This window comes from Enterobacter cloacae complex sp. SYL001 (genome assembly GCF_049237025.1).
In the GTDB taxonomy this organism is placed as follows: domain Bacteria; phylum Pseudomonadota; class Gammaproteobacteria; order Enterobacterales; family Enterobacteriaceae; genus Enterobacter; species Enterobacter intestinihominis.
In genome coordinates, this window is record NZ_JBMKJI010000006.1 from 1 (window position 1) to 24,414 (window position 24,414).

General features: G+C 53.3%; 21 protein-coding genes, 1 tRNA gene, 2 rRNA genes and 1 pseudogene. 8 read left to right on the forward strand and 17 right to left on the reverse strand.

Annotated elements, in window-relative coordinates; all coding sequences use genetic code 11:
* The 3 genes from rrf (ACOTZP_RS08230) to rrf (ACOTZP_RS08240) all read left to right on the forward strand — a co-directional run.
* Positions 1 to 99 (forward strand): 5S ribosomal RNA (rrf, locus tag ACOTZP_RS08230); the annotation flags it as partial.
* A 14-nt stretch (positions 100 to 113) separates the two neighbouring features.
* Positions 114 to 189, forward strand: a tRNA-Thr gene (locus ACOTZP_RS08235).
* 43 nt (positions 190 to 232) lie between these two features.
* Positions 233 to 348, forward strand: a 5S ribosomal RNA gene (gene rrf, locus ACOTZP_RS08240).
* Between the two features lie 340 nt (positions 349 to 688).
* Here rrf (ACOTZP_RS08240) and ACOTZP_RS08245 read toward each other — a convergent pair.
* The 3 genes and pseudogenes from ACOTZP_RS08245 to ACOTZP_RS08255 all read right to left on the reverse strand — a co-directional run bounded on the left by ACOTZP_RS08245 (position 689) and on the right by ACOTZP_RS08255 (position 5,423).
* Positions 689 to 910 (reverse strand): lipoprotein, encoded by a 222-nt coding sequence (locus tag ACOTZP_RS08245; RefSeq protein ID WP_003860364.1) that lies wholly within the window; start codon positions 908 to 910, stop codon positions 689 to 691.
* A 248-nt stretch (positions 911 to 1,158) separates the two neighbouring features.
* Positions 1,159 to 4,272: pseudogene (locus ACOTZP_RS08250) on the reverse strand (efflux RND transporter permease subunit).
* Between the two features lie 11 nt (positions 4,273 to 4,283).
* Positions 4,284 to 5,423: an efflux RND transporter periplasmic adaptor subunit gene (locus ACOTZP_RS08255; RefSeq protein ID WP_271075438.1), complete on the reverse strand. Its 1,140-nt coding sequence runs from the start codon at positions 5,421 to 5,423 to the stop codon at positions 4,284 to 4,286.
* A 398-nt stretch (positions 5,424 to 5,821) separates the two neighbouring features.
* Here ACOTZP_RS08255 and envR point away from each other — a divergent pair, with 398 nt between their 5' ends.
* On the forward strand, positions 5,822 to 6,469 hold the full coding sequence (gene envR, locus ACOTZP_RS08260; RefSeq protein ID WP_271075437.1) for an acrEF/envCD operon transcriptional regulator: 648 nt from the start codon (positions 5,822 to 5,824) through the stop codon (positions 6,467 to 6,469).
* On the opposite strand, the gene ACOTZP_RS08265 is transcribed toward envR, so the two are convergent.
* The 14 genes from ACOTZP_RS08265 to ACOTZP_RS08330 all read right to left on the reverse strand — a co-directional run bounded on the left by ACOTZP_RS08265 (position 6,464) and on the right by ACOTZP_RS08330 (position 19,392).
* On the reverse strand, positions 6,464 to 8,548 hold the full coding sequence (locus tag ACOTZP_RS08265; RefSeq protein WP_271075436.1) for a putative bifunctional diguanylate cyclase/phosphodiesterase: 2,085 nt from the start codon (positions 8,546 to 8,548) through the stop codon (positions 6,464 to 6,466). The genes envR and ACOTZP_RS08265 overlap by 6 nt on opposite strands.
* 139 nt (positions 8,549 to 8,687) lie before the next feature.
* Positions 8,688 to 8,852 carry a DUF2556 family protein gene (locus tag ACOTZP_RS08270; protein WP_003860373.1) on the reverse strand — a complete coding sequence of 55 codons (165 nt, stop codon included), beginning with the start codon at positions 8,850 to 8,852 and terminating at the stop codon, positions 8,688 to 8,690.
* Between the two features lie 178 nt (positions 8,853 to 9,030).
* Complete coding sequence (gene fis, locus ACOTZP_RS08275) at positions 9,031 to 9,327, reverse strand: DNA-binding transcriptional regulator Fis (protein WP_000462905.1); 297 nt, start codon at positions 9,325 to 9,327, stop codon at positions 9,031 to 9,033.
* 23 nt (positions 9,328 to 9,350) lie between these two features.
* The gene (dusB, locus tag ACOTZP_RS08280) at positions 9,351 to 10,316 is read right to left on the reverse strand and encodes a tRNA dihydrouridine synthase DusB (RefSeq protein WP_006812176.1); all 966 of its coding nucleotides are present in this window, start codon (positions 10,314 to 10,316) and stop codon (positions 9,351 to 9,353) included.
* 329 nt (positions 10,317 to 10,645) lie between these two features.
* A complete protein-coding gene (locus ACOTZP_RS08285; protein WP_421633688.1) occupies positions 10,646 to 11,386 on the reverse strand; it encodes a carbonic anhydrase in 741 nt (246 codons plus the stop codon).
* Between the two features lie 137 nt (positions 11,387 to 11,523).
* Positions 11,524 to 12,405 (reverse strand): 50S ribosomal protein L11 methyltransferase, encoded by an 882-nt coding sequence (gene prmA, locus ACOTZP_RS08290; protein ID WP_022649571.1) that lies wholly within the window; start codon positions 12,403 to 12,405, stop codon positions 11,524 to 11,526.
* Between the two features lie 11 nt (positions 12,406 to 12,416).
* Positions 12,417 to 13,868, reverse strand: coding sequence for a sodium/pantothenate symporter (panF, locus tag ACOTZP_RS08295; RefSeq protein ID WP_022649570.1), 1,452 nt, complete (start codon positions 13,866 to 13,868; stop codon positions 12,417 to 12,419).
* Positions 13,858 to 14,100 (reverse strand): YhdT family protein, encoded by a 243-nt coding sequence (locus ACOTZP_RS08300; RefSeq protein ID WP_022649569.1) that lies wholly within the window; start codon positions 14,098 to 14,100, stop codon positions 13,858 to 13,860. Before ACOTZP_RS08300 ends, panF begins: the two co-directional genes overlap by 11 nt.
* 108 nt (positions 14,101 to 14,208) lie before the next feature.
* A complete protein-coding gene (gene accC / locus ACOTZP_RS08305; protein WP_003860388.1) occupies positions 14,209 to 15,558 on the reverse strand; it encodes an acetyl-CoA carboxylase biotin carboxylase subunit in 1,350 nt (449 codons plus the stop codon).
* A 10-nt stretch (positions 15,559 to 15,568) separates the two neighbouring features.
* Positions 15,569 to 16,030, reverse strand: a complete 462-nt coding sequence (accB, locus tag ACOTZP_RS08310; protein ID WP_010436174.1) for an acetyl-CoA carboxylase biotin carboxyl carrier protein — start codon at positions 16,028 to 16,030, stop codon at positions 15,569 to 15,571.
* A gap of 21 nt (positions 16,031 to 16,051) precedes the next feature.
* Entirely contained in the window at positions 16,052 to 16,504 is a 453-nt protein-coding gene (gene aroQ, locus ACOTZP_RS08315) for a type II 3-dehydroquinate dehydratase (protein WP_022649568.1), read from the reverse strand.
* Positions 16,505 to 16,738: 234 nt separating this feature from the next.
* Complete coding sequence (msrQ, locus tag ACOTZP_RS08320; RefSeq protein ID WP_022649567.1) at positions 16,739 to 17,338, reverse strand: protein-methionine-sulfoxide reductase heme-binding subunit MsrQ; 600 nt, start codon at positions 17,336 to 17,338, stop codon at positions 16,739 to 16,741.
* Positions 17,339 to 18,340, reverse strand: coding sequence for a protein-methionine-sulfoxide reductase catalytic subunit MsrP (gene msrP / locus ACOTZP_RS08325; protein WP_032626457.1), 1,002 nt, complete (start codon positions 18,338 to 18,340; stop codon positions 17,339 to 17,341). It abuts the gene before it with no gap.
* Positions 18,341 to 18,417: 77 nt separating this feature from the next.
* The gene (locus ACOTZP_RS08330; RefSeq protein ID WP_045309167.1) at positions 18,418 to 19,392 is read right to left on the reverse strand and encodes an MDR family oxidoreductase; all 975 of its coding nucleotides are present in this window, start codon (positions 19,390 to 19,392) and stop codon (positions 18,418 to 18,420) included.
* Positions 19,393 to 19,575: 183 nt separating this feature from the next.
* Here ACOTZP_RS08330 and csrD point away from each other — a divergent pair, with 183 nt between their 5' ends.
* From csrD to mreD, 4 genes are all read left to right on the forward strand, one after another.
* Positions 19,576 to 21,516: an RNase E specificity factor CsrD gene (gene csrD / locus ACOTZP_RS08335; RefSeq protein WP_022649564.1), complete on the forward strand. Its 1,941-nt coding sequence runs from the start codon at positions 19,576 to 19,578 to the stop codon at positions 21,514 to 21,516.
* A gap of 282 nt (positions 21,517 to 21,798) precedes the next feature.
* Positions 21,799 to 22,842: a rod shape-determining protein MreB gene (gene mreB, locus ACOTZP_RS08340; protein WP_000913396.1), complete on the forward strand. Its 1,044-nt coding sequence runs from the start codon at positions 21,799 to 21,801 to the stop codon at positions 22,840 to 22,842.
* Between the two features lie 62 nt (positions 22,843 to 22,904).
* On the forward strand, positions 22,905 to 23,921 hold the full coding sequence (gene mreC / locus ACOTZP_RS08345) for a rod shape-determining protein MreC (RefSeq protein WP_003860400.1): 1,017 nt from the start codon (positions 22,905 to 22,907) through the stop codon (positions 23,919 to 23,921).
* Positions 23,921 to 24,409 carry a rod shape-determining protein MreD gene (gene mreD / locus ACOTZP_RS08350; protein WP_003860402.1) on the forward strand — a complete coding sequence of 163 codons (489 nt, stop codon included), beginning with the start codon at positions 23,921 to 23,923 and terminating at the stop codon, positions 24,407 to 24,409. Before mreC ends, mreD begins: the two co-directional genes overlap by 1 nt.
* Positions 24,410 to 24,414: the final 5 nt, after the last annotated feature.

A 24,414-nucleotide genomic window follows, 5' to 3' on the forward strand; every position in this document is an offset into this window, starting at 1 on the left:
GGTGGTCCCACCTGACCCCATGCCGAACTCAGAAGTGAAACGCCGTAGCGCCGATGGTAGTGTGGGGTCTCCCCATGTGAGAGTAGGGAACTGCCAGGCATCAAATTTAGCGTGCTGATATGGCTCAGTTGGTAGAGCGCACCCTTGGTAAGGGTGAGGTCCCCAGTTCGACTCTGGGTATCAGCACCACTTTATACTTAGGTTAAAGTTCGGCAAGAAGTAAAAGAATTTGTCTGGCGGCTTTAGCGCGGTGGTCCCACCTGACCCCATGCCGAACTCAGAAGTGAAACGCCGTAGCGCCGATGGTAGTGTGGGGTCTCCCCATGTGAGAGTAGGGAACTGCCAGACATCAAACAAGTAGAAAGGCCATCCGAAAGGATGGCCTTTTTGCGTTATATCTCCAGCTAAACCAATTCCCTCATTCGATGTTCTCACTGGTGCCATTAATACCCTACGGACGTAGCGCTTTACCGTACTGAAACTGTAGTTGTGAAATGCATTCTGCTGGCTCGCAGTAGTGTTAAATGAATTAAATGTTATGCCAAATGCTGTACAGGTAAGGGATATAGCGAGGAGTAAGGTAGCGTATTGAATTTAATTAATATCTGATGTTATTTGCGATGGGGAATATACGTTTCTTATATCAGGCAAAAATAAAAGCGCGGCCATCGCCGCACTTTTAGAAGCCTTATTTAGTGAGGGCGACAATACCGAGTGTCAGGCCAGCGATTGCCGCGGCGCCACCAGCAATCGCACCTGCTGTTTCCCAGTTATCCTGGGTAGTGCCCTTCATACAGGTATTGGTGTGAACCAGTCGCCCCTGATCGTCGTATACCGGTACACATGGAGAATCGTGCGCGCAACCAGCAAGCAGCGCAGCGAGAAGTGCAACGGAAAGGAATCTTTTCATGATGTTACCTCAATATGATCGCCTATTCGCTAAAGAGCCGATGCGGCAATTAACGAATCGATGATTATTTTACCACCGCACTAATACCATGCAGCACGTGGAATAATCTCAATTTGTGTGGATTGTAAAAATTATGAAGAAAAAAGCGCGGGCAGTAATTATTAATGGAGGAAATGTGAAGAGGGGATGTGTTTTTACATTGTTTTCAGGAAATAAAAAAGGCACCAGAGGTGCCTTTATGATTTTCATTAATCCTTGTGCTTTGTAAATCGTCTCCGGACAACCACAAAGAAAACAGGAACAAAGAATATGGCCAACAGGGTGGCTGAGAGCATCCCGCCCATCACGCCCGTCCCGACCGCATTTTGTGCACCACTACCTGCACCGCTGCTGATGACCAGAGGCATAACACCAAGGATGAATGCTAGGGAAGTCATCAGGATAGGACGCAGACGCATACGCGAGGCTTCAAGCGTGGCTTCGATAATCCCTTTGCCTTCTTTATCCATGAGATCTTTGGCGAATTCAACGATCAGTATGGCGTTCTTGGCTGATAGACCAATTGTTGTAAGCAGACCAACCTGGAAGTAAACGTCATTGTTCAGCCCTCGCATTGATGCAGCCAGAAGCGCACCGATCACCCCCAGAGGCACAACCAGCATGACCGAGAATGGAATTGACCAGCTTTCATAGAGAGCCGCCAGACACAGGAACACCACAATAAGTGAAATGGCGTACAGCGCCGGAGCCTGATTCCCGGAAAGTCGTTCCTGATAAGACATCCCCGTCCAGTCGTAGCCGATGCCGGACGGCAGTTTTGACGCAAGGTTTTCCATCAGCGCCATTGCCTCACCGGTACTTTTGCCTGGTGCAGACTCACCGAGGATCTCCATTGATGGCATCCCATTGTAACGTTCCAGACGCGGTGAACCGTACACCCAGTGAGAGCTGCTAAAGGCAGAGAAAGGCACCATTTCGCCGTTAGCGCTACGCACATACAGGCCGTTAATGTCTCCGGGTAGCATACGGAAGCGAGCATCAGCCTGGACATAAACTTTTTTCACCCGTCCGTGATCGATAAAGTCGTTCACATAGGTGCCACCCAGGGCTGTTGAAATAGTCTGATTAACGTCAGACACGCTCACACCCAGCGCCTGTGCCTTCTCCTGATCGACGTCCAGCTTGAACTGTGGCGTATCTTCCAGTCCGTTAGGACGCACGCGGACCAGTAAGTCAGGATGTTCTCTCACCATGCCCAGTAGCTGGTTACGCGCCTGCGTTAACTGCGTATGCCCCAGGTTTGCCTGGTCAATCAGTTCAAAGTCAAAGCCTGTTGCGGTACCCAGTTCAATAATGGCAGGCAGGTTAAACGGAAATACAAGGCCGTCTTTGATCTGGCTGAACGCTTTCGTCGCGCGGCTGACAATCGCCTCAACGCCGTTTTCCTTGCCCGGACGCTCTTCCCATGGCTTCAGGCTGACGAAAGCGATACCGGAGTTCTGACCCTGTCCGCTAAAACTAAACCCGTTTACGGTAAAGACCGATTCAACGTTCGCTTTCTCTTTTGTCAGGTAATAATCCTGAACCTGATCGAGTACCTGCTGGGTACGCATCTGCGTCGCCCCTGCCGGCAACTGAACCATCGTCATAAACACCCCCTGATCCTCTTCCGGCAGGAAGGAGGAAGGCAGGCGCAGGAACAGAACTGCCATGCCGCCGACGATGATGACGTAAACCAGCAGATAGCGGCCGGTCTTACGTAAAATGCCGCTTACGCTGTTGCTGTAGTGCTCCACACTCTTATCAAAGAGCGCGTTAAACCAGCCGAAGAAACCGCCTTTCTTTTCATGATGTTCGCTGGAAACCGGTTTGAGCAGCGTGGCACAAAGAGCAGGCGTTAATATCAACGCCACCAGTACCGACAAGGCCATCGCGGAGACAATGGTCAGCGAGAACTAGCGATAGATAGCCCCGGTTGAACCACCAAAGAATGCCATCGGAATAAATACCGCCGAAAGCACCATGGCAATGCCCACCAGAGCGCCCTGGATTTGCTCCATTGACTTCTGCGTCGCCTCTTTTGGCGGCAGCTTGTCCTCAACCATGACGCGTTCTACGTTCTCGACTACCACGATGGCGTCATCGACGAGAAGACCTATCGCCAATACCATCCCGAACATCGTCAGGGTGTTAATGGAGAACCCGAACGCAGCCAGTACCGCAAAGGTGCCCAGTAACACCACGGGCACGGCGATAGTGGGAATAAGCGTTGCCCGCAGGTTTTGCAGGAACAGGTACATCACCAGGAACACGAGAACAATCGCTTCAAACAGCGTCTTCACCACTTCATGGATGGAGATCTTCACGAAAGGTGTGGTGTCGTACGGATACACGACTTTCAGACCCTGAGGGAAGAAGGGCTGCAACTGCGCCAGTTTACTCTTGATGGCGGCAGCGGTATCCAGCGCGTTTGCGCCAGTCGCCAGCTTGATCCCCAGCCCCGTTGCTGCCTGGCCATTGATTTTGGTGACCATGTTGTAGTTTTCGCCACCCAGCTCAATGCGTGCCACATCTTTCAGGTAGACCATTGAACCGTCCTGGTTCACCTTCAGCGTCACACGGCCAAACTCCTCCGGCGATTTCAGGCGTGTTTGAGCAATAATTGAGGCGTTCAGTTGCTGCCCTGGTACGGACGGCGTTCCTCCCAACTGGCCCGCAGCAATCTGGTCGTTCTGTGTTTTCAGCTGGTTAATGATATCCAGCGGCGTGAGCTGATATTTGTTCATCGCGTTGCTGTCCAGCCAGATGCGCATTGCATACTGGGCACCGAACAGTTGCACGTCACCGACGCCGGAAGTACGGCTGATCGCATCTTTTACGTTAGAAGCGACATAGTCGGAGATATCATCCTGCGTGAGATTTTTATTGTCCGACACAAAGCCTGCAACCAGCAGGAAGCTGCTGCTGGATTTCTCCACGCCAATACCCTGCTGCTGCACTTCTTGCGGCAGCAGCGGCATGGCGAGCTGGAGTTTGTTCTGAACCTGCACCTGCGCGATATCAGGATCCGTACCCGACTCGAACGTCAGCGTAATGGTGACGTTACCGGCAGAATCACTGGTGGACGACATGTACATCAAATTATCGATACCGTTCATGTTCTGTTCGATAACCTGAGTTACGGTGTCCTGTACCGTCTGGGCATCAGCGCCAGGGTAGGTTGCTGTCACCGCCACCGCTGGCGGCGCAATGGTCGGATATTGCGCCACCGGCAGTTTTAAAATGGCCAGCCCGCCCGCAATCATCAGAATGATGGCGAGTACCCAGGCGAAAACAGGCCGTTGAATAAAGAAATTAGCCATGTCGTTATTCCTTAACTGGCTGGGGTCGCGGCGGTATCAGGAATAGCCACGACGGTAACGCCAGGGCGAACTTTTTGCAGGCCGCTAATAATGACGCGGTCGCCGGTTTTCAGGCCTTCCGTGATCAGCCAGCGATCGCCAATCGCCTGCGGTGCAACGACAGTGCGCGATTCCACCTGGTTTTTATCGTTTACCACAAGCACGGTGGCATCCCCGCGCGGTGTACGGGTTACCCCCTGCTGGGGAACAAGAATGGCATCAGGTTGTGTACCTTCGTCAATGCGTGCACGGACAAACATACCCGGTAACAGCATATGCTGTGGGTTAGGGAAGAGGGCGCGAAGGGTGATTGAGCCGGTACTTTCATCTACCGTGACATCAGAGAACTGGAGCGTTCCTTTCAGCGGATAAGGCTGGCCATTTTCCATCAGCAACTCGACGCTGCTGGTGTCTCCCTTTTGCAGGCTCGTCTGCTGCTTCAGACGCATAAAATCGCTGCTGGATTGCGTCACATCGACATAAATGGGATCGAGCTGCTGAACCGTCGCCAGTGCAGTCGACTGACCATTAGTAACCAACGCCCCTTCGGTGACGCTGGATTTACCTATACGCCCGTTGATTGGGGATGTGACTTTGGTATAAGCCAGGTTGATCCGCGCGCTTTCAACGCCAGCCTTCGCGGCAACGACGCTCGCATCCGCCTGCTGGGCGGTTGCCACCGCCTGATCGTACTCCTGCTTGCTCACATATTGCGTACCGACCAGCGGAACGTAACGTTTCACCGTCAGATGAGCGATATTGGCCGCCGCCTGTGCTTTTACCAGTTCACCTTTCGCATTGTCGTAGGCTGCCTGATACGTGGCCGGATCGATCTGATAAAGGGATTCACCCGCTTTGACGTCGCTGCCTTCGGTAAAATTACGGTGCAGAATGATACCACTTACCTGGGGACGAACCTCCGCAACACGATACGCGTCAGTTCTGCCAGGCAATTCTGTCGTTACGGCCAGTGGCGCGCTTTTAACAATATGAACACTGACCTGAGGAGCTTGCGCATGCTGCTGTGGGTTTTCTTGCCCATCGCACCCGGTAAGCAGCGCGGCACAGACAATGAAACCGGATAAGGGTAAGCATCTGAAGTGATTCGTCATTACTGTTCCTTAAACAACCCCTGAACCGATATTTGTCATGAATCGGTGAAAGGGTGTGAGGCAAAAAAAGAAATGTAGCTGCGTATAATAATGAGGGTATTTAATGTTTTTTAATTTATAAGTGCTGATGGAGCTTTTAAAAAGTAAAAATCGGAATCTGACCCAGTGCATTCGACACTCTATTTCTGTCAGGATAATCAACGAAATGCTTTTTGGTGAAAGCTATACATATGTTTTATGTATTTAATATATTCAATTTATTCACGAGGTTTATAAATTAAACGAATTGACTTTTTTTGTGCAAAACTAACACGGATTTTGGTTAATACTTTGTCTGACACGACCACGGCAATATCCTTTGATAACGTATCAATCTTGTAAGTAACGGGTAGCAGGTAATGGCGCGCAAAAAGAAAGAAGAGGCTCAAAAGACCCGGCAGCAGCTGATTGAAGCCGCTATCGGGCTATTCGCGACACGTGGCGTGGCTAATACCACGCTTACCGACATCGCCGATGCTGCTCAACTTACTCGCGGGGCGGTTTACTGGCATTTTTCGAGTAAAGCGGAAATATTTAACGCCATCTGGGAACAGCAATTGCCGCTGCGTGAAATGATTCGTGACAGGTTAATACTTTCTGAAAAAGATGACCCTTTGTTAATGCTTCGTGAACAGTTTATTGTCGCGCTGCAATATATTGCGAGCGAGCCACGTCAGTATGCTCTTTTACAAATTCTGTATCATAAGTGTGAATTTCATGACGATGTGATTTCAGAATGTGAAATACGCAAGCGGATCGGTTTAAACGATACTTATCTTCGCGGGACGTTGAGACAATGCGTTGCGCGTAGCATTATTTCTTCCCAAACTAATATTGAACTGGCGCTGATTGTTTTCCACGCATTTTTTAGCGGAGTCATTAAAAACTGGTTAATGGATAGCAACAGTTTTAATCTGTACAAACAGGCGCCGGCGCTGGTGGATAATATTCTTGCGACACTAAATATCACTCGAGTGGCGCCAGTGTTCTACGATACAGCCTCATGATTGCATACGGGATGGTGACATCTCCCCGTGCTGGCACTGTTCCATAATAGCCTGCGCGGTAATCGGTTTGCCCAGCAGATAACCCTGTAGCGTATTGCATCCCAGTTCTGTCAGAAAGGTCTGCTGCGCTGCGGTTTCGACCCCTTCTGCCACGACCTTCAGATTCAGCGTTTTTGCCAGGGCGATAATCGCCGAGACGATCGTCGCATCTTCACTCTCTCCACTTAACTCTTTTACAAAAGCACGATCGATTTTCAACTCGCAGGCAGGGAGTCGCTTAAGATAAAGAAGGCTTGAATAACCTGTACCAAAATCGTCTATCGAGGCTTTTACGCCCGCATCCGTCAGCGCTGTCAGGACACGAACGCTTTCGTCCGGATTGCTCATCGCCGTGGTTTCGGTCACCTCCAGGATCAACATGCCGGGCGGTACGCTATGGCGCGTCAGACAATCGAGAACCGTTTTAACCAGCGACGGCTGTTCGAACTGCAACGTAGAAAGATTCACCGCCATTGACCAGTCCGTGTGGCCCTGAAGGTGCCATTCTCGAAGCTGGCGGCAGGCCTCGTCGATTACCCAGTTTCCAATTGGAATAATCAGCCCGGTTTTCTCTGCAAGCGGTAGAAACAGGTCGGGGGGCAGTAATCCCTGTTTGGGATGCTGCCAGCGTAACAGCGCTTCGAATCCGATGACCGGCCCGGCAGGGGCGTGGAATTTAGGTTGATAAAGCAGACGTAACTCATTACGGTCGATGGCCTGCCACAGATCATTCATCAGCTGAAGATGCGTCTGCGCCAGCGTATTCATTGACGGCTGAAAGAAGTGATAACCGTTACGACCCATATGTTTCGTGTGGTACATCGCAGCATCAGCGTTAAACATCAGTTCACGATCGGTTTTGCCATCGTGTGGATAGAGCGCAATGCCAATGCTCAGGGTGACCATCAGTTCGTAAGGATCGAGATGGAACGGGCTATCAATGACGCGTACCAGTGAATTTGCCAGTGAGGCAGCATCATCCGGGGTAGTGGTTTCGGCCAGCAGGACGAATTCATCCCCACCGATACGCGCCAGCGTGTACTGACCTTTCAACTGCAACAGCAAACGCTGAGTCACCGCAACCAGAAGATTGTCACCGACATCATGACCATAGGCATCGTTGACGGTTTTAAAGCCATCAAGATCCATAAACATCAGCGCGAAAGGGCTTCCTTCGCGATCGGCCTTGCTGATGGCCTGATCGAGGCGATCCTCAAGCAGAATACGATTGGGTAAGCGCGTCAGCGTATCATGCAACGCCAGCTGTGCGAGTTCACGGTTAGCTTCTGCCAGGGATGAGGCCAGCAGCGAGGTACGAGCCTGAAGGCGGGCATCGAACATCGATACCAGCAGCGTAATCCCCAGAATAGCGAGCGCGACCACGCTAACCAGTATCGCCAGCCAGCTCCCGTTAATGCCATGATGGTGGACCATCGTCGACATTGGAAATTGTGCTGCTTCCATGCCGGCGTAATGCATGCCAGCGATAGCGATGCCCATGGTGATCGCCGCCCCAAGACGCATCAACGCCATTCGTGCAGCTTCCTGACGTAAACGGAACGTCAGCCAAAGAGCGGCCAGTGAAGCGGCAAGGGCTATGCCCACAGAGATAGCGATCCACGTTTTATCCCAGACAATACCCGGAGTGACCTCCAGGGCAGCCATACCGGTGTAGTGCATGGTAACTATGCCTGCACCCATCACGACGGCGCCAGGCAGCAGTCGGCGCAAATGTAGCTGCTCGCCGCTAACGAGCCACAGGGCGAACATTGACGAGCTGATGGCGATAATCATCGAAAGCACGGTCAGGGTCGCGTTGTAACTCATGCTCATGGAAAGATCCATCGCCAGCATACCGATGAAATGCATCGCCCACACGCCAATCCCCATCGAAACACCGCCACCTGCCAGCCAGACGCGTGCAGCGACGCCCTGGCTTCCGGCAACGCGCGCAGCCATATTCAGCGCGGTATAGGCGGCAAGAATGGCGACAATAAAGGAGATGACGACGAGGATTTGGTTGTATTGGCTAACCAGCATGGTCTGTTCACTCGTTGTGAGACGTTAAGCAAGAGCGGTTGGAAAGGGCACAGACATTATCATCGTCAGGAAATGACGAAAAGTGATTTAAGCCCCTGTTTTTATTGGGTGATAACAGAGGGGTACAGGATGGAAGAGGCTAGTCCAGCTCTGAGCAGTTGACCAGTTTTAGCGGGTTCACGGAATTCATATTGCGACATTTATCGGTTTCGGTGCTCATCAGTTCAATCCACTGCATCAGCAGCGCATCGAAAATGAAAACAGAGACAGCAAAAACGACCAGCCACCAGTATTTACGAATCATGTGTCATTCCGCGAAAAGAGAGCCTGTAAGGTGGTGGAAATATACACGAAAAGCGGGCGTTGAAAAGTGGGGAAGGAGAAGGTTTACAAAGCGTTGACGGTCACCCATCCGGGCAATAAAAAAGGCGCTTCCCCATGCCGAAGAGCGCCTTTTTAAACAAGCATTTAACTGATTAGTATCAGTTCATGCCGTATTTTTTCAATTTCTTACGCAGGGTACCACGGTTGATGCCCATCATCAGGGCAGCGCGGGTTTGATTACCACGGGTGTATTGCATCACCATGTCCAACAGTGGCTGTTCAACTTCAGCCAGTACCAGCTCATACAGGTCATTAACATCCTGACCGTTCAGTTGAGCAAAATAGTTCTTCAGTGCCTGTTTAACCGAGTCACGCAGGGGCTTTTGAGTCACCTGATCCTGAGAGTTAACGGTAGAAACGGTCAGTACGTCAGAATTTACGCGTTGTTCGAACATAGTTCTGTCAGCTCTTTATTTCATTACGCAAGATTTTCGAAGTATGCCTCCAACGCCTCCAGCTGTTCGCTGGCATCCTCAATGGCGTTGAATGTGCGCCGAAACTGGTCATTTGGAGCGTGCTCCTGGAGATACCAGGATACGTGTTTACGCGCAATTCGGTACCCTTTTGCCTGGCCGTAGTGGTCATGCAGTTCCCGAACATGCGAACAAAGCAAGCGCTTAACCTCTGCCAGAGGCAGCGGGGCAAGCAGCTCCCCAGTGTCCAGATAATGCTGGATTTCCCGAAAGATCCAGGGTCTTCCCTGAGCGGCACGTCCTATCATCAGAGCATCAGCTCCCGTATAGTCGAGCACAGCTCTGGCTTTAAGCGGGTCAGTTATGTCGCCATTCGCGATAATCGGAATGGAAACTTTCTGCTTAACTGCCCGAATGCTGTCGTATTCAGCTTCACCGTTGAACAAACAGGCGCGAGTGCGTCCATGAATGGTCAGGGCCTGAATGCCACAGTCTTCGGCCAGTTGGGCAATCTCTACACAGTTACGGTGTTCCGGCGACCAACCCGTGCGAATCTTCAACGTAACAGGAACGTCCACTGCGCTGACAACCGCCGTCAGGATTGACTTCACCTGGTCGGGGTATTGCAGAAGGGCTGAACCTGCAAGCTTGCGATTCACCTTTTTGGCCGGGCAACCCATATTGATATCAATAATCTGGGCGCCACTTTCCACGTTAATACGCGCGGCATCTGCCATCTCTTCAGGCACGCTTCCGGCAATTTGCACGGTGCGGATACCTGGCTCATCCACGTGCACCATCCGAAGGCGGGACTTGTCGCTTTCCCAAACCTGCGGGTTAGACGACATCATCTCGGAAACGGTTAATCCTGCTCCCATCTCGTAGCACAGCGTCCTGAACGGCCGGTCGGTAATACCTGCCATTGGGGCTGCGATCAGGCGATTTCTAAGCTGGTGGTGTCCGATGCGCATGAGTTAAGAAATGACCATACTGTGACTGCAAGGCGGCGTATATTACGCATTTTTTGCACGAGATGAAAGGCCAAACTTTGAACAATCCTCTGTTGTAGATCAAGGAATCGCCAGTCATTCTTTTCGGATAAGATTATTCGCTATTTAAATCATTGTGTTATGAAGAAATGAACATTTTGTGGGCGCTTACAATTTCCCGTAACTTCTCATCATTTCTGAATAAATGAATCAATTGGCCGGGATAATCTGCTGCGATATGCAGCAGATTATGGCGCTTCTTTGCGATCTGCGTCGCATTTCAGCACAGGATATCAGCGCAAAAAATCGGCTTATTCAACAACCAGACGGCCATGAAGCGGCTGAACCGGGCGGCTGTTTTCGTGGTGCATAGTGTGAGTGAATTTTTGCAGCTGTTCAGCAGAGACGGTCAGCGGATGCTTGAGCACCAACCATGTCACCCCTTCTGAGCACGGTGGTGTGGTCAGGGAGCCGCTAAAACGCCAGTAGGTTTTATCCGCAGGCAGTAATTTATTCATATCGAGGGTTGGCTTAATTGTAACGTTCTGGTCAACCTGCCCTGGCATCACGCCCCAGAGTTTATCCAGTGCAGCGTTTGCCGCGCCCTGATCGAACATAACGGCAACGACCGTCAGTTCGCCGTCAGCGTTTTTATGGACCAGATGCATTTCCATTGCGTATTTTTTACCGTGCACCGTGTTTTCGGATGGCGCATGGAAATGGAACTGCTGTAATGTCCAGGTCTGTTTATCAAGCGTGATGCTGTCGCGTGTATCGGCATTTTCACTCGCCTGGATAGTATGGCCGTTGTTTGTCAGGGTGATCGGGCCGTCGATATAGTGCGTTTCCAGCGGAGAGATGTGAGCTTTGACCGTATTATCAATGTTAACCGGCGACTGATACACCCCGCTTTTACACGTCATGTACGCCTCGTCCAGTTCGCCCCAGTGTTCCGGTGCGCCTTCTCCTTGATAGCTCCAGTGTGAGGCGTAAGTTGAAGCCGAAATCACGCTCAGCGCCAGCAGCGCTGCCTTGCCTGAAATGTGTTTCATCGTATTCTTCCTGTGAATTTTATTATCCAAATCAATTATTAACATTATGATTTGTGCGGTTATTTTATCGAAGAAAGGATGAAGGGGGGAGAAAAAACCGAAGGGAAAAGGCGTGGTCAGACGACCACGCCAAAGGCTTATTTTTTACGACCGGTGATGCGACACCACTCTTCTTTCTCGACAACCGGGTCGAGCGCAAAGAGATCGGCGTAGGCTTCACAGACGCTGTCTGCCTGGCTGGCAAGGATACCGGACAGGCCCAGCAGACCGCCTTCAACCGGCAGCACGCTGATTAACGGCGCCAGCTCGCGTAACGGGCCAGCCAGGATATTCGCGACCACCACATCGGCTTTCATGGCCTCTGGCTGTGCATCGGGCAGATACAGTTCAAGGCGATCGGAAACGCCATTACGCTCGGCGTTATCACGGCTGGCCTGAATCGCCTGCGGATCGATGTCGATCCCGATGGCTTTTGCCGCGCCCAGTTTCAGCGCCGCGATAGCGAGGATCCCGGATCCGCAACCGAAGTCGATCACGGTTTTGCCTTCCAGATCCAGGCCATCCAGCCATTGCAGGCACAGGGAGGTTGTCGGGTGGGTACCGGTGCCGAACGCCAGACCCGGATCCAGCATTACGTTGACCGCATTTTCATCGGGAACGTCGCGCCAGCTTGGGCAGATCCACAGACGCTGACCAAACTGCATTGGATGGAAGTTGTCCATCCACTCGCGTTCCCAGTCTTTGTCTTCCAGCTGTTCGATTTTATGCGCGAAACCCGCGCCCAGCAGCGGATGGTTTTCCAGAATCGCCACGACCTCTTTCATGTCGGTTTCTGCATCGAACAGGCCGATAACGTCCGTATCACCCCACAGGCGCGTTTCGCCTGGTAGCGGCTCAAAGACCGGCGTGTCATGCGTGTCCTGGAACGTGATAGAGACCGAACCGGCCTCCATCAGCGCATCACTCAGTTCTTCGGCGTTCGCGCCGGTTGTGTTCAGTTTCAATTGGATCCACGGCATGGCAAAACTCTTTATTTATCAGTAGAAATCAGGGTGGCGGGTGGAACGGGACGGCCAAAACGGTTACCCACCACAAACGCCAGTAAACTTAACAGTAACGAAGGCACGATCGGGTGAAAGCCAAGATACTGAATTTTCAACGTGGCGAGAACGGCATACAGGACGCCCCCGACAATCATGCCGCTTAATGCACCCGCGGCATTCGCGCGTTCCCAGTACAGCCCCAGCACCAGCGGCCACAGGAAAACGGCTTCCAGCCCGCCAAAGGCGAGCAGGTTCAACCAGATGATCATCTCTGGTGGACGCCACGCGGCCAGCAGCAGCAACGCCCCCAGCACCAGGGTAATCACCGCCGACATGCGCTTGAGGCGTCGCTCATTTTCGACCTGTTCAGGGCGCAAATTCAGATAGAGATCTTTAATGATCGTAGCGGAACTTTGCAGCAACTGAGCGTTGATGGTCGACATAATGGCCGCCATGGGTGCGGCGAGGAAAATTCCGGCGGCAAACGGCGGAAGTACTTTCACCATCAGGGTTGGAATGACCAGATCCGGTACGGTAAGGTCAGGGATCACCGCGCGTCCCAGCGCGCCCGCCAGGTGCATACCAAACATCAGGATTGCCACCACAATTGTCCCGATAATAATCCCGCGGTGTACCGCTTTGCTGTCTTTATATGAGATGCAGCGCACGGCGGTATGCGGCAGGCCAATCACGCCAAAGCACACCAGCACCCAGAACGAGGTCATAAAGGTTGGAGAGAGGATGTCATCCGCCCCCTGCGGCGAGACCAGTTTCGGATCGATCGCTTCCAGGGTTTCAACCGCATGGCTCAGGCCCCCTGCGGCATGCACGATACCCACCAGCAGAACGAGAGTGCCAATGAGCATCACCATTCCCTGCATCGTGTCGTTCAGAACGCTGGCACGGAACCCGCCAAACGCGGTGTACAGCGCGATACTCACACCGAAAATGACCAGACCCGTCTCGTAGGGGATCCCGGCTGCCGTTTCCAGCAGACGTGCGCCGCCGATAAACTGCACCGTCATCGCACCAATAAACGCCACCAGCAGACTCAGGCTTGCCAGCCATACCAGCAAGCGACTCTGATAGCGGGCAAACAGCATATCGTTCAGCGTCACGGCATTGTAGCGACGGGCCAGAATGGCAAACTTTTTACCCAGTATGCCCAGAGAGAGCCAGATGGCAGGCAGCTGGATCATGGCCAGCAGTACCCAGCCCAGTCCGTACTTATAAGCGGCGCCCGGGCCACCGATAAACGAGCTGGCGCTGATGTAAGTAGCGGTCAGCGTCATGGCCAGCACGACGCCACCCATTGAGCGGCTCCCGAGGAAATACTCGTTCAGAAAGGTGCCGGTCGAACGTTTACGCATCGCATAAACCGACAGGCCAAACACCAGGAACAGGTAAGCGACAAGCGGCAGAATGACTTCAAGCTGCATCATCGTCCTCCAGGGAGATATCGCGATAGATGAATTTCACCATCGCCCAGCACAGCACAATAAACACCAGCGGCAGCAGCAGGCAGGCCATTTCAAACCAGTGCGGGAGGCCGGTAATGCCAATCGCTGAATCAGGTAAGTAAGCAGTTACTAACCATGCAGCGAGATAGAGAAGGGTCAGCCACAGCGCCCAGCGCGCTTCTTTATGGGCCTGAACAAAACGTTTGTCCATTTTTTGTCCCTTGTGGATGAAGAAAGCGGGGATTGTACATGATGGGGCTTTGCGATCCCCAGAAATAAAAAAGGCCGGATAATCCGGCCTTTTAGCAACACTGGTCTCTTACTTCTCGTTCAGACCGAGTTTTTTCTCCAGGTAGTGGATGTTAGTACCACCATTCTGGAAGTGCTCGTCGCTCATGATGCGCATCTGGAGATCTACGTTGGTTTTGATCCCGTCGATGATCAGCTCCTGAAGGGCGTTCTTCATGCGGGCAATGGCCACGTCACGGTTTTCGCCGTAGCAGATCAGCTTACCGATCATTGAGTCATAGTACGGCGGTACGGTGTAACCGGCGTAAATATGGGACTCCCAGCGCACACCAAAGCCACCCGGCGCGTGGAAACGCGTGATTTTACCCGGGCTTGGCAGGAAGGTGTTCGGGTCTTCGGCGTTGATACGGCACTCTACCGCATGGCCTTTAACCACAACTTCTTCCTGTTTGATGGACAGCGGCTGACCGGCTGCGATACGCAGCTGTTCTTTGATCAGGTCAACGCCGGTGATCATTTCGGTAACCGGGTGTTCAACCTGAATACGGGTGTTCATTTCAATGAAGTAGAACTCGCCGTTTTCGAACAGGAACTCAAAGGTACCCGCCCCGCGATAGCCGATATCGACACACGCTTTGGCGCAACGCTCACCGATGTAGCGACGCAGTTCCGGCGTAATGCCCGGCGCTGGCGCTTCTTCGACGACTTTCTGGTGACGACGCTGCATGGAGCAGTCACGTTCAGCCAGATAGATCGCGTTGCCCTGACCGTCAGCCAGCACCTGAATTTCGATGTGGCGTGGGTTTTCCAGGTATTTTTCCATGTACACCATGTCATTGCTGAAAGCCGCTTTCGCTTCCGCTTTGGTCATGGAGATGGACTGCGCCAGTTCAGCATCGCTGCGTACAACGCGCATACCGCGACCGCCGCCGCCGCCGGACGCTTTGATGATCACCGGGTAGCCAATGCGTTTAGCATGGGCGCGGTTAGCATCCATATCGTCGGTCAGCGGGCCGTCAGAGCCCGGTACGGTTGGCACGCCAGCTTTTTTCATCGCGGTGATGGCAGACACTTTGTCACCCATCAGGCGAATGGTGTCGGCTTTCGGGCCAATGAAGATAAAGCCAGAGCGTTCAACCTGCTCAGCAAAGTTGGCGTTCTCAGAGAGGAAACCATAACCCGGGTGAATCGCGACCGCGCCAGTGATTTCGGCGGCGCTGATGATCGCCGGGATGTTCAGATAGCTTTTTACGGACGGAGCCGGACCGATACAGACCGTCTCATCCGCCAGCAATACGTGTTTTAAATCGCGATCCGCGCTTGAGTGCACGGCCACGGTCTTGATGCCCAGTTCTTTACAGGCACGAAGAATACGCAGTGCAATCTCGCCACGGTTGGCGATAACAATTTTATCCAGCATGTTCGCCTCGTTACTCGATGACGACCAGTGGCTCGTCAAATTCTACCGGCTGACCACTTTCGACCAGAATCGCTTTCACAGTACCTGATTTGTCTGCTTCGATCTGGTTCATCATTTTCATGGCTTCAACGATGCACAGGGTATCGCCTACGTTGACTTTCTGACCCACTTCGATGAACGCTTTCGCGTCCGGGCTCGGGGTGCGGTAGAAAGTACCAACCATTGGGGAACGTACGATGTGACCACTGATTTCTGCAGCTGCTGCAGGTGCGGCTTCTGCTGCTGGTGCAACGGCTGCGGAGAGCGCAGGCTGCTGCACTGGCGCAGCATAAGCTTGCTGCATTACCGGGAAGCTAGCGGCTGGGGCTGCACGGCTGATGCGTACAGACTCTTCGCCTTCAGAAATTTCCAGTTCGGAGATGCCTGATTCTTCAACCAGCTCGATCAGTTTTTTAATCTTACGAATATCCATGAGTGGGTTCCGTACTCTTGTTTAGTGTGATTGTGACAAGCGTTTTACCGCTGTCTGTAAAGCGTATGAATAGCCGTCTGCACCCAGCCCACATATCACGCCAGCGGCGATATCTGACAAGTAGGAATGGTGGCGGAACGGCTCTCGGGCGTGCACGTTACTCAGATGGATCTCGATAAACGGGATACTCACCGCGAGCAGTGCGTCGCGTATAGCAACACTGGTGTGCGTAAACGCGGCCGGATTGATCAGGATATAGTCCACAGTGTCTTTAGCCTGATGAATACGGTCGATGATTGCGTACTCCGCGTTTGACTGAAAATGGTCCAAATCCACATTCAGCGAGGCTGCTTCCGTACCCAGACGGTTAACAATTTCGCTCAATGTCAGCGTGCCGTACTTCTCTGGCTCACGGGTGCCGAGCATGTTCAGGTTCGGTCCGTTCAATACTAAAATTTGGAATTTGTCAGCCATTGTGCCGCTATCTCCTGCGATTTTCGGGTAAAAAACAACATATACCCTCAACACGCAATTGTCACCCTTTCAGAGGCCAAAAACCCCTGTCCGGAAAACCGAAGTCGCACATTATAACGATTTCGTAGCATTTGGCAGCTAAATACTGGTCTTATCAGGGAAGATTATCAACCGCTATCCGAAAAAGATTCGCGGCTGATAAATAATCTGCGGGAAAACGCACAGTTTCGTGGACTATCGTACCCACTGGCGGAACTTCTTGTAACGCCATGCTAAAAGGGCCAATGCCAGCAGGGCGTAGATGACCGGCTGAGGAGATAAAATCTTCACCGACCACAGGTAATGGATGGGCGCGAGGATCGCGACAAGATAGACGAAGTTGTGCAGCAGTTGCCAGCGCCGTCCCATTTTTCGCTGCGCGTACTGCGTGGATGTCAGCGTCAGCGCCAGCAAAACCAGCCAGCTTACGATACCCAGCGTCAGATAAGGACGCGTAACCAGTTCGCTGCCAAGGAGTGCCAGGTTGTTAATGCCCAGTTCCAGCAGGGCGTAACTGGTGAGATGCAGCGTCGCCCAGGCAAAACACCATAGCCCCAAAAGCCGACGGGTACGTATTAGCAATGGCTGTTTAGCGTAGCGCGCAAGCGGTGAGACGAGCAAGGTCGCAAGCAAAAATTTCAGAGCCATCCGACCCGTAAAATGCTGAATATCTTTAGCCGGATCGGCACTGAACTGTCCCTGGCTGGCTGCCCAAAAGAGCCAGATAAAGGGGAGCAATCCGGCTAAATGCAGGAGTACCTTCAGCCAGGTTATCTGCTTTGCCGTTAAACGCACTTAGAAGTTCTCCCGTAAATTCAGCCCACGATAGAGGGATGCCACCTCATCTGCATAGCCGTTAAACAGCAGCGTTGGCTGGCGTTTAACATCCAGCGCGCCGCCGGAACCGATAAAACGTTCCGTCGCTTGCGACCAGCGTGGATGATCAACGTGCGGGTTAACGTTGGCAAAAAAACCATACTCATCTGGCGCTGCGAGGTTCCAGGTGGTGGGTGGGCGTTCACGGGTGAGCTTAATGCTGACGATCGATTTGATGCCCTTGAAACCGTATTTCCACGGTACGGTCAGGCGAATGGGCGCCCCGTTTTGCGGCGGCAGCGCTTTGCCGTAAACCCCGACGGTGAGCAGCGTAAGCGGATGCATGGCTTCGTCGAGACGTAAACCTTCAACGTAGGGATACTCCAGCCCGCCGCCGATAAACCGATCCTTCTGGCCTGGCATCTCGTCCGGGGCATAGCGCGTCTGGAAAGAAACATACTTCGCGTTGCTGGTGGGCTCAACCAGCGCCAGCAGTTTATGCAAAGGGAAACCTACCCACGGCACCACCATCGACCAGGCTTCCACACAGCGCATACGGTAAATGCGTTCTTCAAGTGGGAAGCGGGTGGTGAGGTCATGATGATCCAGCGTCAGCGGCTTTGCCACTTCGCCATCAATCTTCAGCGTCCAGGGATCGGTTTTCATGCTCCCGGCGTTGGCGGCAGGATCGGCCTTATCGAGCCCAAACTCATAGAAGTTGTTATAGCCGGTGACTTTATCTTCCGGCGTCAACGTCAGTTTATTCTGCCACTGCGCCGGTTTCGTGAAGTTAAGCGGTGCGCCAGAGGGGGCTTTCGGGCGGTCGTTGCCCTTAAACCAGTCGAGCAGATCGGCGTGGGCCGCAGGGGTGAGCGTCAGGGCAGTGGCGCTGATGCCAAGCATTTTCAGGATCTGGCGACGCTGTAGCATAAAGACAGACTCGGACGTTACGTCGGCTTCCGTCAGTTTTCGGGTTTTCATGGCATCCTCCGTCAGGCGTTTTTCTAAGCATGACGGAGGAGGAGGGTTAGCGCGAATATGTCACGAAAATTTGAAGATTAGGCGATTTTAACCAGCGCACGACCGTGGAACTGGTTGTCCATGATTTTATTGGCGTACTCTGGCGCCTGGCTCAGGGTGATCTCAGTGGCGCTCTGCTCATAGAATGAGGCTGGCAGATCCCGCGCCAGACGTTCCCAGGCCTCAGCCCGCCGCTCGGCTGGGGTCATGACCGAATCGACACCCTGAAGACGCACGTTACGCAGAATAAATGGCATCACCGTCGTCGGCAGGGCAAAACCACCCGCCAGACCACAGGCCGCCACGCAGCCACCGTAATTCATTTGCGCCAGCACCTTCGCCAGCACTTTGTCGCCGACGGTATCTACAGCGCCAGCCCAGACCTGTTTTTCCAGCGGACGGGTCTCGGCGAATTCGTCGCGGCTCAGAATACGGCTTGCGCCCAACTGACGTAGATAATCATGCGTACTTTCGCGGCCAGAGACGGCGGCGACCTGGTACCCCAGCTTGTGCAGCAGCGTGACGGCCGTGCTGCCCACGCCACCGCTGGCGCCGGTCACGACAATTTCGCCAGAGTCAGGACGGATCCCGGCCTCTTCCAGCGCCATCACGCAGAGCATGGCGGTGAAACCTGCCGTGCCGACGATCATCGCCTTACGGCCGTCCAGGCCTTTCGGCATCGGGACCAGCCAGTCACCTTTTACGCGCGCCTGCGCTGCCAGTCCTCCCCAGTGGTTTTCACCTACGCCCCAGCCGGTGAGCAGCACCTGCTGTCCGGCGTGAAAACGCGGATCTTCACTGGTATGCACGCGGCCAGCCAAGTCGATGCCTGGCACCATTGGGAAATTTCGGATGATTTTACCTTTTCCCGTAATGGCCAGTGCATCTTTATAGTTCAGGCTTGACCAGTCGATATCTACGGTCACGTCGCCCTCCGGCAGGCGGCTCTCGTCAATGGCTTGCACCGAGGCAACGGTTTTGCCGTCCAGCTGTTCTAAGATCAAAGCCTGCATACAGGGTCCTCACTAGGATTGATGATGGGAAAATATGTACTGAAGACTATACTCGCTCAATGAAACGCAGTGCCGATTTAACGCAATAAATTGCCAGATACACCAGGTTTGGTAGTATGCCGCATTTGAAATGCAAGTTAGCGCTCACTTGCGACCCCTTCAACCCACGGAGTAATCTCAAGGATGCGATTAACGACGAAGTTCTCAGCTTTTATCACCTTGCTGACGGGACTGACCATATTTGTCACGCTAATCGGCTGCTCGCTGAGCTTTTATAATGCCATCCAGGATAAGCTGGTTAACCGGGTAGAATCGGTTGCATCGGTTATCGACACTCGCCTGATTACAACCTCCTTCCCGGCACTTTCGCGTGAACTGGATGAGTTAATGGTGCCTGTGGATATCGTGCAGATCGACATTAAACAGGGGAAGCAGACCGTTTTCAGCCATACCCGTCAGGGCAGCTACCGTCCTGCCGGCACGGTAGATCAGTATCGGGACATAACGGTACGCTCACTTAAACATCCGGGTATGACAATCCATCTGATGTACCAGGATCCGATGAGCAACTATTTACGCTCGCTCATGACCACCGCGCCCTTAACCATCGCCGTTGCCTTGATCGTCCTGCTGATTTTCCTCGCCGTTCGCTGGCAGCGTCGTCAACTTTCCGGCCAGGAACTGCTGGAAACACGCTCGGTGCGAATACTGAATGGCGAGCGGGGTCCGCAGGTACGGGGATCGGTTTATGAATGGCCATCACGTACCAGTAGCGCCCTGGACGTGCTGCTCTCCGAAATCCAGTTTGCCAGCGATCAGCGTAGCCGTATGGACACGTTGATTCGCTCCTACGCCGCGCAGGATAACAAAACGGGCCTTAACAACCGTCTCTTCTTTGATAATCAGCTGGCTACGCTTCTTGATGATCCCGAAAAGGTGGGGACGCATGGCGTGGTAATGATGATTCGCCTGCCCGACTTCGATCTGCTCCGTGATACCTGGGGCCAGCGCGTGGCGGAAGAGAACCTCTTCACGCTGATTAACCTGCTGTCCACCTTTATTATGCGCTACCCCGGCGCGTTACTGGCACGCTACCACCGCAGCGACTTTGCTGTCTTGCTGCCGCATCGCACCTTAAAGGAGTCCGAGAGTATCGCCAGCCAGCTGTTGAAAGCCGTCGATGCGCTACCCCAGAGCAAAATGCTCGACCGCGACGATATGGTGCATATGGGCATCTGTGCCTGGCGCGGCGGTCAGTCGACGGAGCAGGTGATGGAACATGCAGAAGCGGCCACACGCAACGCCGTATTGCAGGGGGCGAACGGCTGGGCGGTCTATGATGATACGCTACCGGAAAAAGGGCGCGGCAACGTACGCTGGCGAACCCTGATTGAACAGATGCTGAGCCGGGGTGGACCGCGCATCTATCAAAAACCGGCGGTCATAAAAAATGGTCATGTCCATCATCGTGAGCTGATGTGCCGTATTTTTGATGGGACCGAGGAGGTTATCTCCGCAGAGTATTTGCCGATGGTGCTGCAATTCGGATTGTCCGAAGAGTATGACCGCCAGCAAATCACCCGCCTCATTCCGTTTTTATCGTACTGGCCTGAAGAAAATCTGGCTTTACAGGTGACCGTCGAATCGCTGATCCGTCCGCGTTTTCAGCGTTGGTTACGTGACACGTTAATGCAATGCGAAAAATCGCAACGCAAACGCATTATTTTTGAACTTGCAGAGGCAGATGTAGGTCAACACATCAGCCGGTTGCGCTCGGTTGTGCGTTTAATCAATGCGCTTGGGGCTCGCGTGGCGGTAACACAGGCGGGTCTTACCCTGGTCAGCACCAGCTGGATCAAAGAGCTGGATGTCGAATTATTGAAGCTGCATCCGGGTCTGGTAAGGAATATCGAAAAGCGCACGGAAAACCAGCTGCTGGTACAAAGCCTGGTGGAGGCGTGCAAAGGAACGCAAACGCAAGTATTTGCCGCAGGCGTACGTTCACGCAGTGAATGGCAGATGTTGACAGAGCGCGGCGTGACGGGCGGTCAGGGGGATTTTTTTGCCGCCTCTCAGCCGCTTGACACCAATGTGAAAAAATATTTGCAAAGATACTCTGTTTGACCTGCCGTTTACTTTGTTTTCACGTAGAATATCGCGCCTGTAGCTTTGAGTTAGACGAGCATAAAAGCCAGTGAACGACCTTTTATAGGTTACAAGTGAAAGTGAGGGACGCTGCTGTTTACTCAGCCCTGAGGGATTCAGGGGATGAATTTGTAACAAAGGAAACGTGCTGCACTAATTTTCACCGTAGCAGACGATTTTTGCGCCTTGTCGCTGCTGCGTGTGGTTGGTAAAGTAAGCGGATTTTGTTTTCCGCCCCAGCTTTCAGGATTATCCCTTAGTATGTTGAAAAAATTTCGTGGCATGTTTTCCAATGACCTGTCCATTGACCTGGGTACCGCGAATACCCTTATCTATGTAAAAGGACAAGGCATCGTATTGAATGAGCCTTCCGTTGTGGCCATTCGTCAGGATCGTGCTGGCTCGCCAAAAAGCGTGGCCGCAGTAGGCCATGATGCGAAGCAGATGCTGGGCCGTACGCCGGGTAACATTGCCGCGATCCGCCCAATGAAAGATGGCGTTATTGCTGACTTCTTCGTGACCGAAAAAATGCTTCAGCACTTCATCAAGCAGGTTCATAGCAACAGCTTTATGCGCCCAAGCCCGCGCGTACTGGTGTGTGTGCCGGTTGGCGCAACCCAGGTTGAACGCCGTGCAATCCGTGAATCCGCTCAGGGTGCCGGTGCGCGTGAAGTGTTCCTGATTGAAGAACCGATGGCTGCGGCAATTGGTGCGGGTCTGCCGGTTTCTGAAGCAACCGGTTCTATGGTGGTGGATATCGGTGGCGGTACCACTGAAGTGGCCGTTATCTCCCTGAACGGCGTGGTGTACTCCTCTTCCGTGCGTATCGGCGGCGACCGTTTCGACGAAGCCATCATCAATTACGTTCGCCGTAACTACGGCTCTCTGATCGGTGAAGCGACCGCAGAGCGCATCAAGCATGAAATCGGTTCTGCCTATCCGGGTGATGAAGTTCGCGAGATCGAAGTTCGCGGTCGTAACCTGGCAGAAGGCGTGCCACGCGGATTCACCCTGAACTCCAACGAAATCCTGGAAGCGTTGCAGGAGCCGCTGACCGGCATCGTGAGCGCGGTGATGGTTGCGCTGGAACAGTGCCCGCCAGAGCTGGCCTCCGATATCTCCGAGCGCGGTATGGTTCTGACCGGTGGTGGTGCGCTGCTGCGTAACCTCGACCGCCTGTTAATGGAAGAGACAGGTATTCCTGTCGTAGTTGCAGAAGATCCACTGACTTGCGTCGCCCGTGGTGGTGGCAAGGCGCTGGAAATGATCGACATGCACGGCGGCGACTTGTTTAGCGAAGAGTAGTCGGGTGTGAGAGGGTAGCAAATGGCTACCCTTTCTCTCTGACGCGAGAATACGCATAGCCTATGAAGCCAATTTTTAGCCGTGGCCCGTCGCTACAGTTTCGCCTGATCCTGGCGGTTCTGGTGGCGCTCGGGGTCATTATTGCCGATAGCCGCCTCGGTACGTTCAGCCAGATCCGAACGTACATGGATACCGCCGTCAGTCCTTTCTACTTTATTTCAAATGGTCCCCGTGAACTGCTCGACTCCGTGTCGCAAACGCTTTCATCGCGTGACCAGCTCGAACTCGAAAACCGTGCATTACGCCAGGAACTGCTGCTGAAAAACAGCGAGCTACTGATGCTGGGGCAATATAAGCAGGAAAACGCGCGTCTGCGGGAACTGCTTGGCTCGCCGCTGCGCCAGGATGAACAGAAAATGGTCACCCAGGTGATCTCCACCGTAAACGATCCATACAGCGATCAGGTGGTGATTGATAAAGGCAGCGTGAACGGCGTATACGAAGGTCAGCCTGTCATCAGCGATAAAGGCGTTGTGGGCCAGGTCGTGGCGGTTGCCAAACTGACCAGCCGTGTGCTGCTGATTTGCGATGCCACCCATGCACTGCCGATTCAGGTGCTGCGTAACGATATTCGCGTAATTGCCGCCGGTAATGGTTGTACGGACGATCTGCAACTGGAACACCTGCCCGCCAACACGGATATCCGCGTGGGTGACGTGCTGGTGACGTCTGGTCTGGGCGGTCGTTTCCCTGAAGGCTACCCGGTTGCGGTTGTCTCTTCCGTGAAGCTCGACACTCAACGTGCCTACACCGTGATCCAGGCGCGTCCAACGGCTGGCTTGCAGCGTTTACGCTACCTGCTGCTGCTATGGGGCGCCGATCGCAACGGCGCTAACCCGATGACGCCGGAAGATGTGCATCGCGTGGCCAATGAGCGCCTGATGCAGATGATGCCGCAGGTGCTGCCTGCGCCGGATGCAATGGGGCCACCTGCGCCCGTACCGGCTCCGGCGACGGGGTTAACGCAGCCGCTACCGGATGCGCCGCCACCGCCGCAAGTCTCGGGTGGAGGGCAGTAGTGGCCAGTTATCGTAGCCAGGGGCGCTGGGTAATCTGGCTCTCATTCCTCGTTGCATTGTTGCTGCAAATTATGCCCTGGCCGGACGACATTCTTGTTTTCCGGCCAAACTGGGTATTACTCATTTTGCTCTACTGGATCCTTGCCCTGCCGCACCGCGTAAATGTCGGCACAGGTTTTGTGATGGGTGCCATACTGGATCTTATCAGTGGCTCTACGCTTGGCGTCCGCGCCTTATCCATGAGCATTATTGCGTATCTCGTTGCACTCAAATTCCAGCTCTTTCGTAACCTTGCGCTCTGGCAACAGGCGCTGGTGGTGATGTTGTTGTCGCTCGCTGCGGATATCGTTGTTTTCTGGGCAGAGTTTTTAGTGATCAACGTCTCTTTCCGACCGGAAGTGTTCTGGAGTAGTGTAGTAAACGGTGTGCTCTGGCCGTGGCTGTTCCTGCTGATGCGTAAAATTCGCCAGCAGTTTGCCGTGCAATAAAAGGT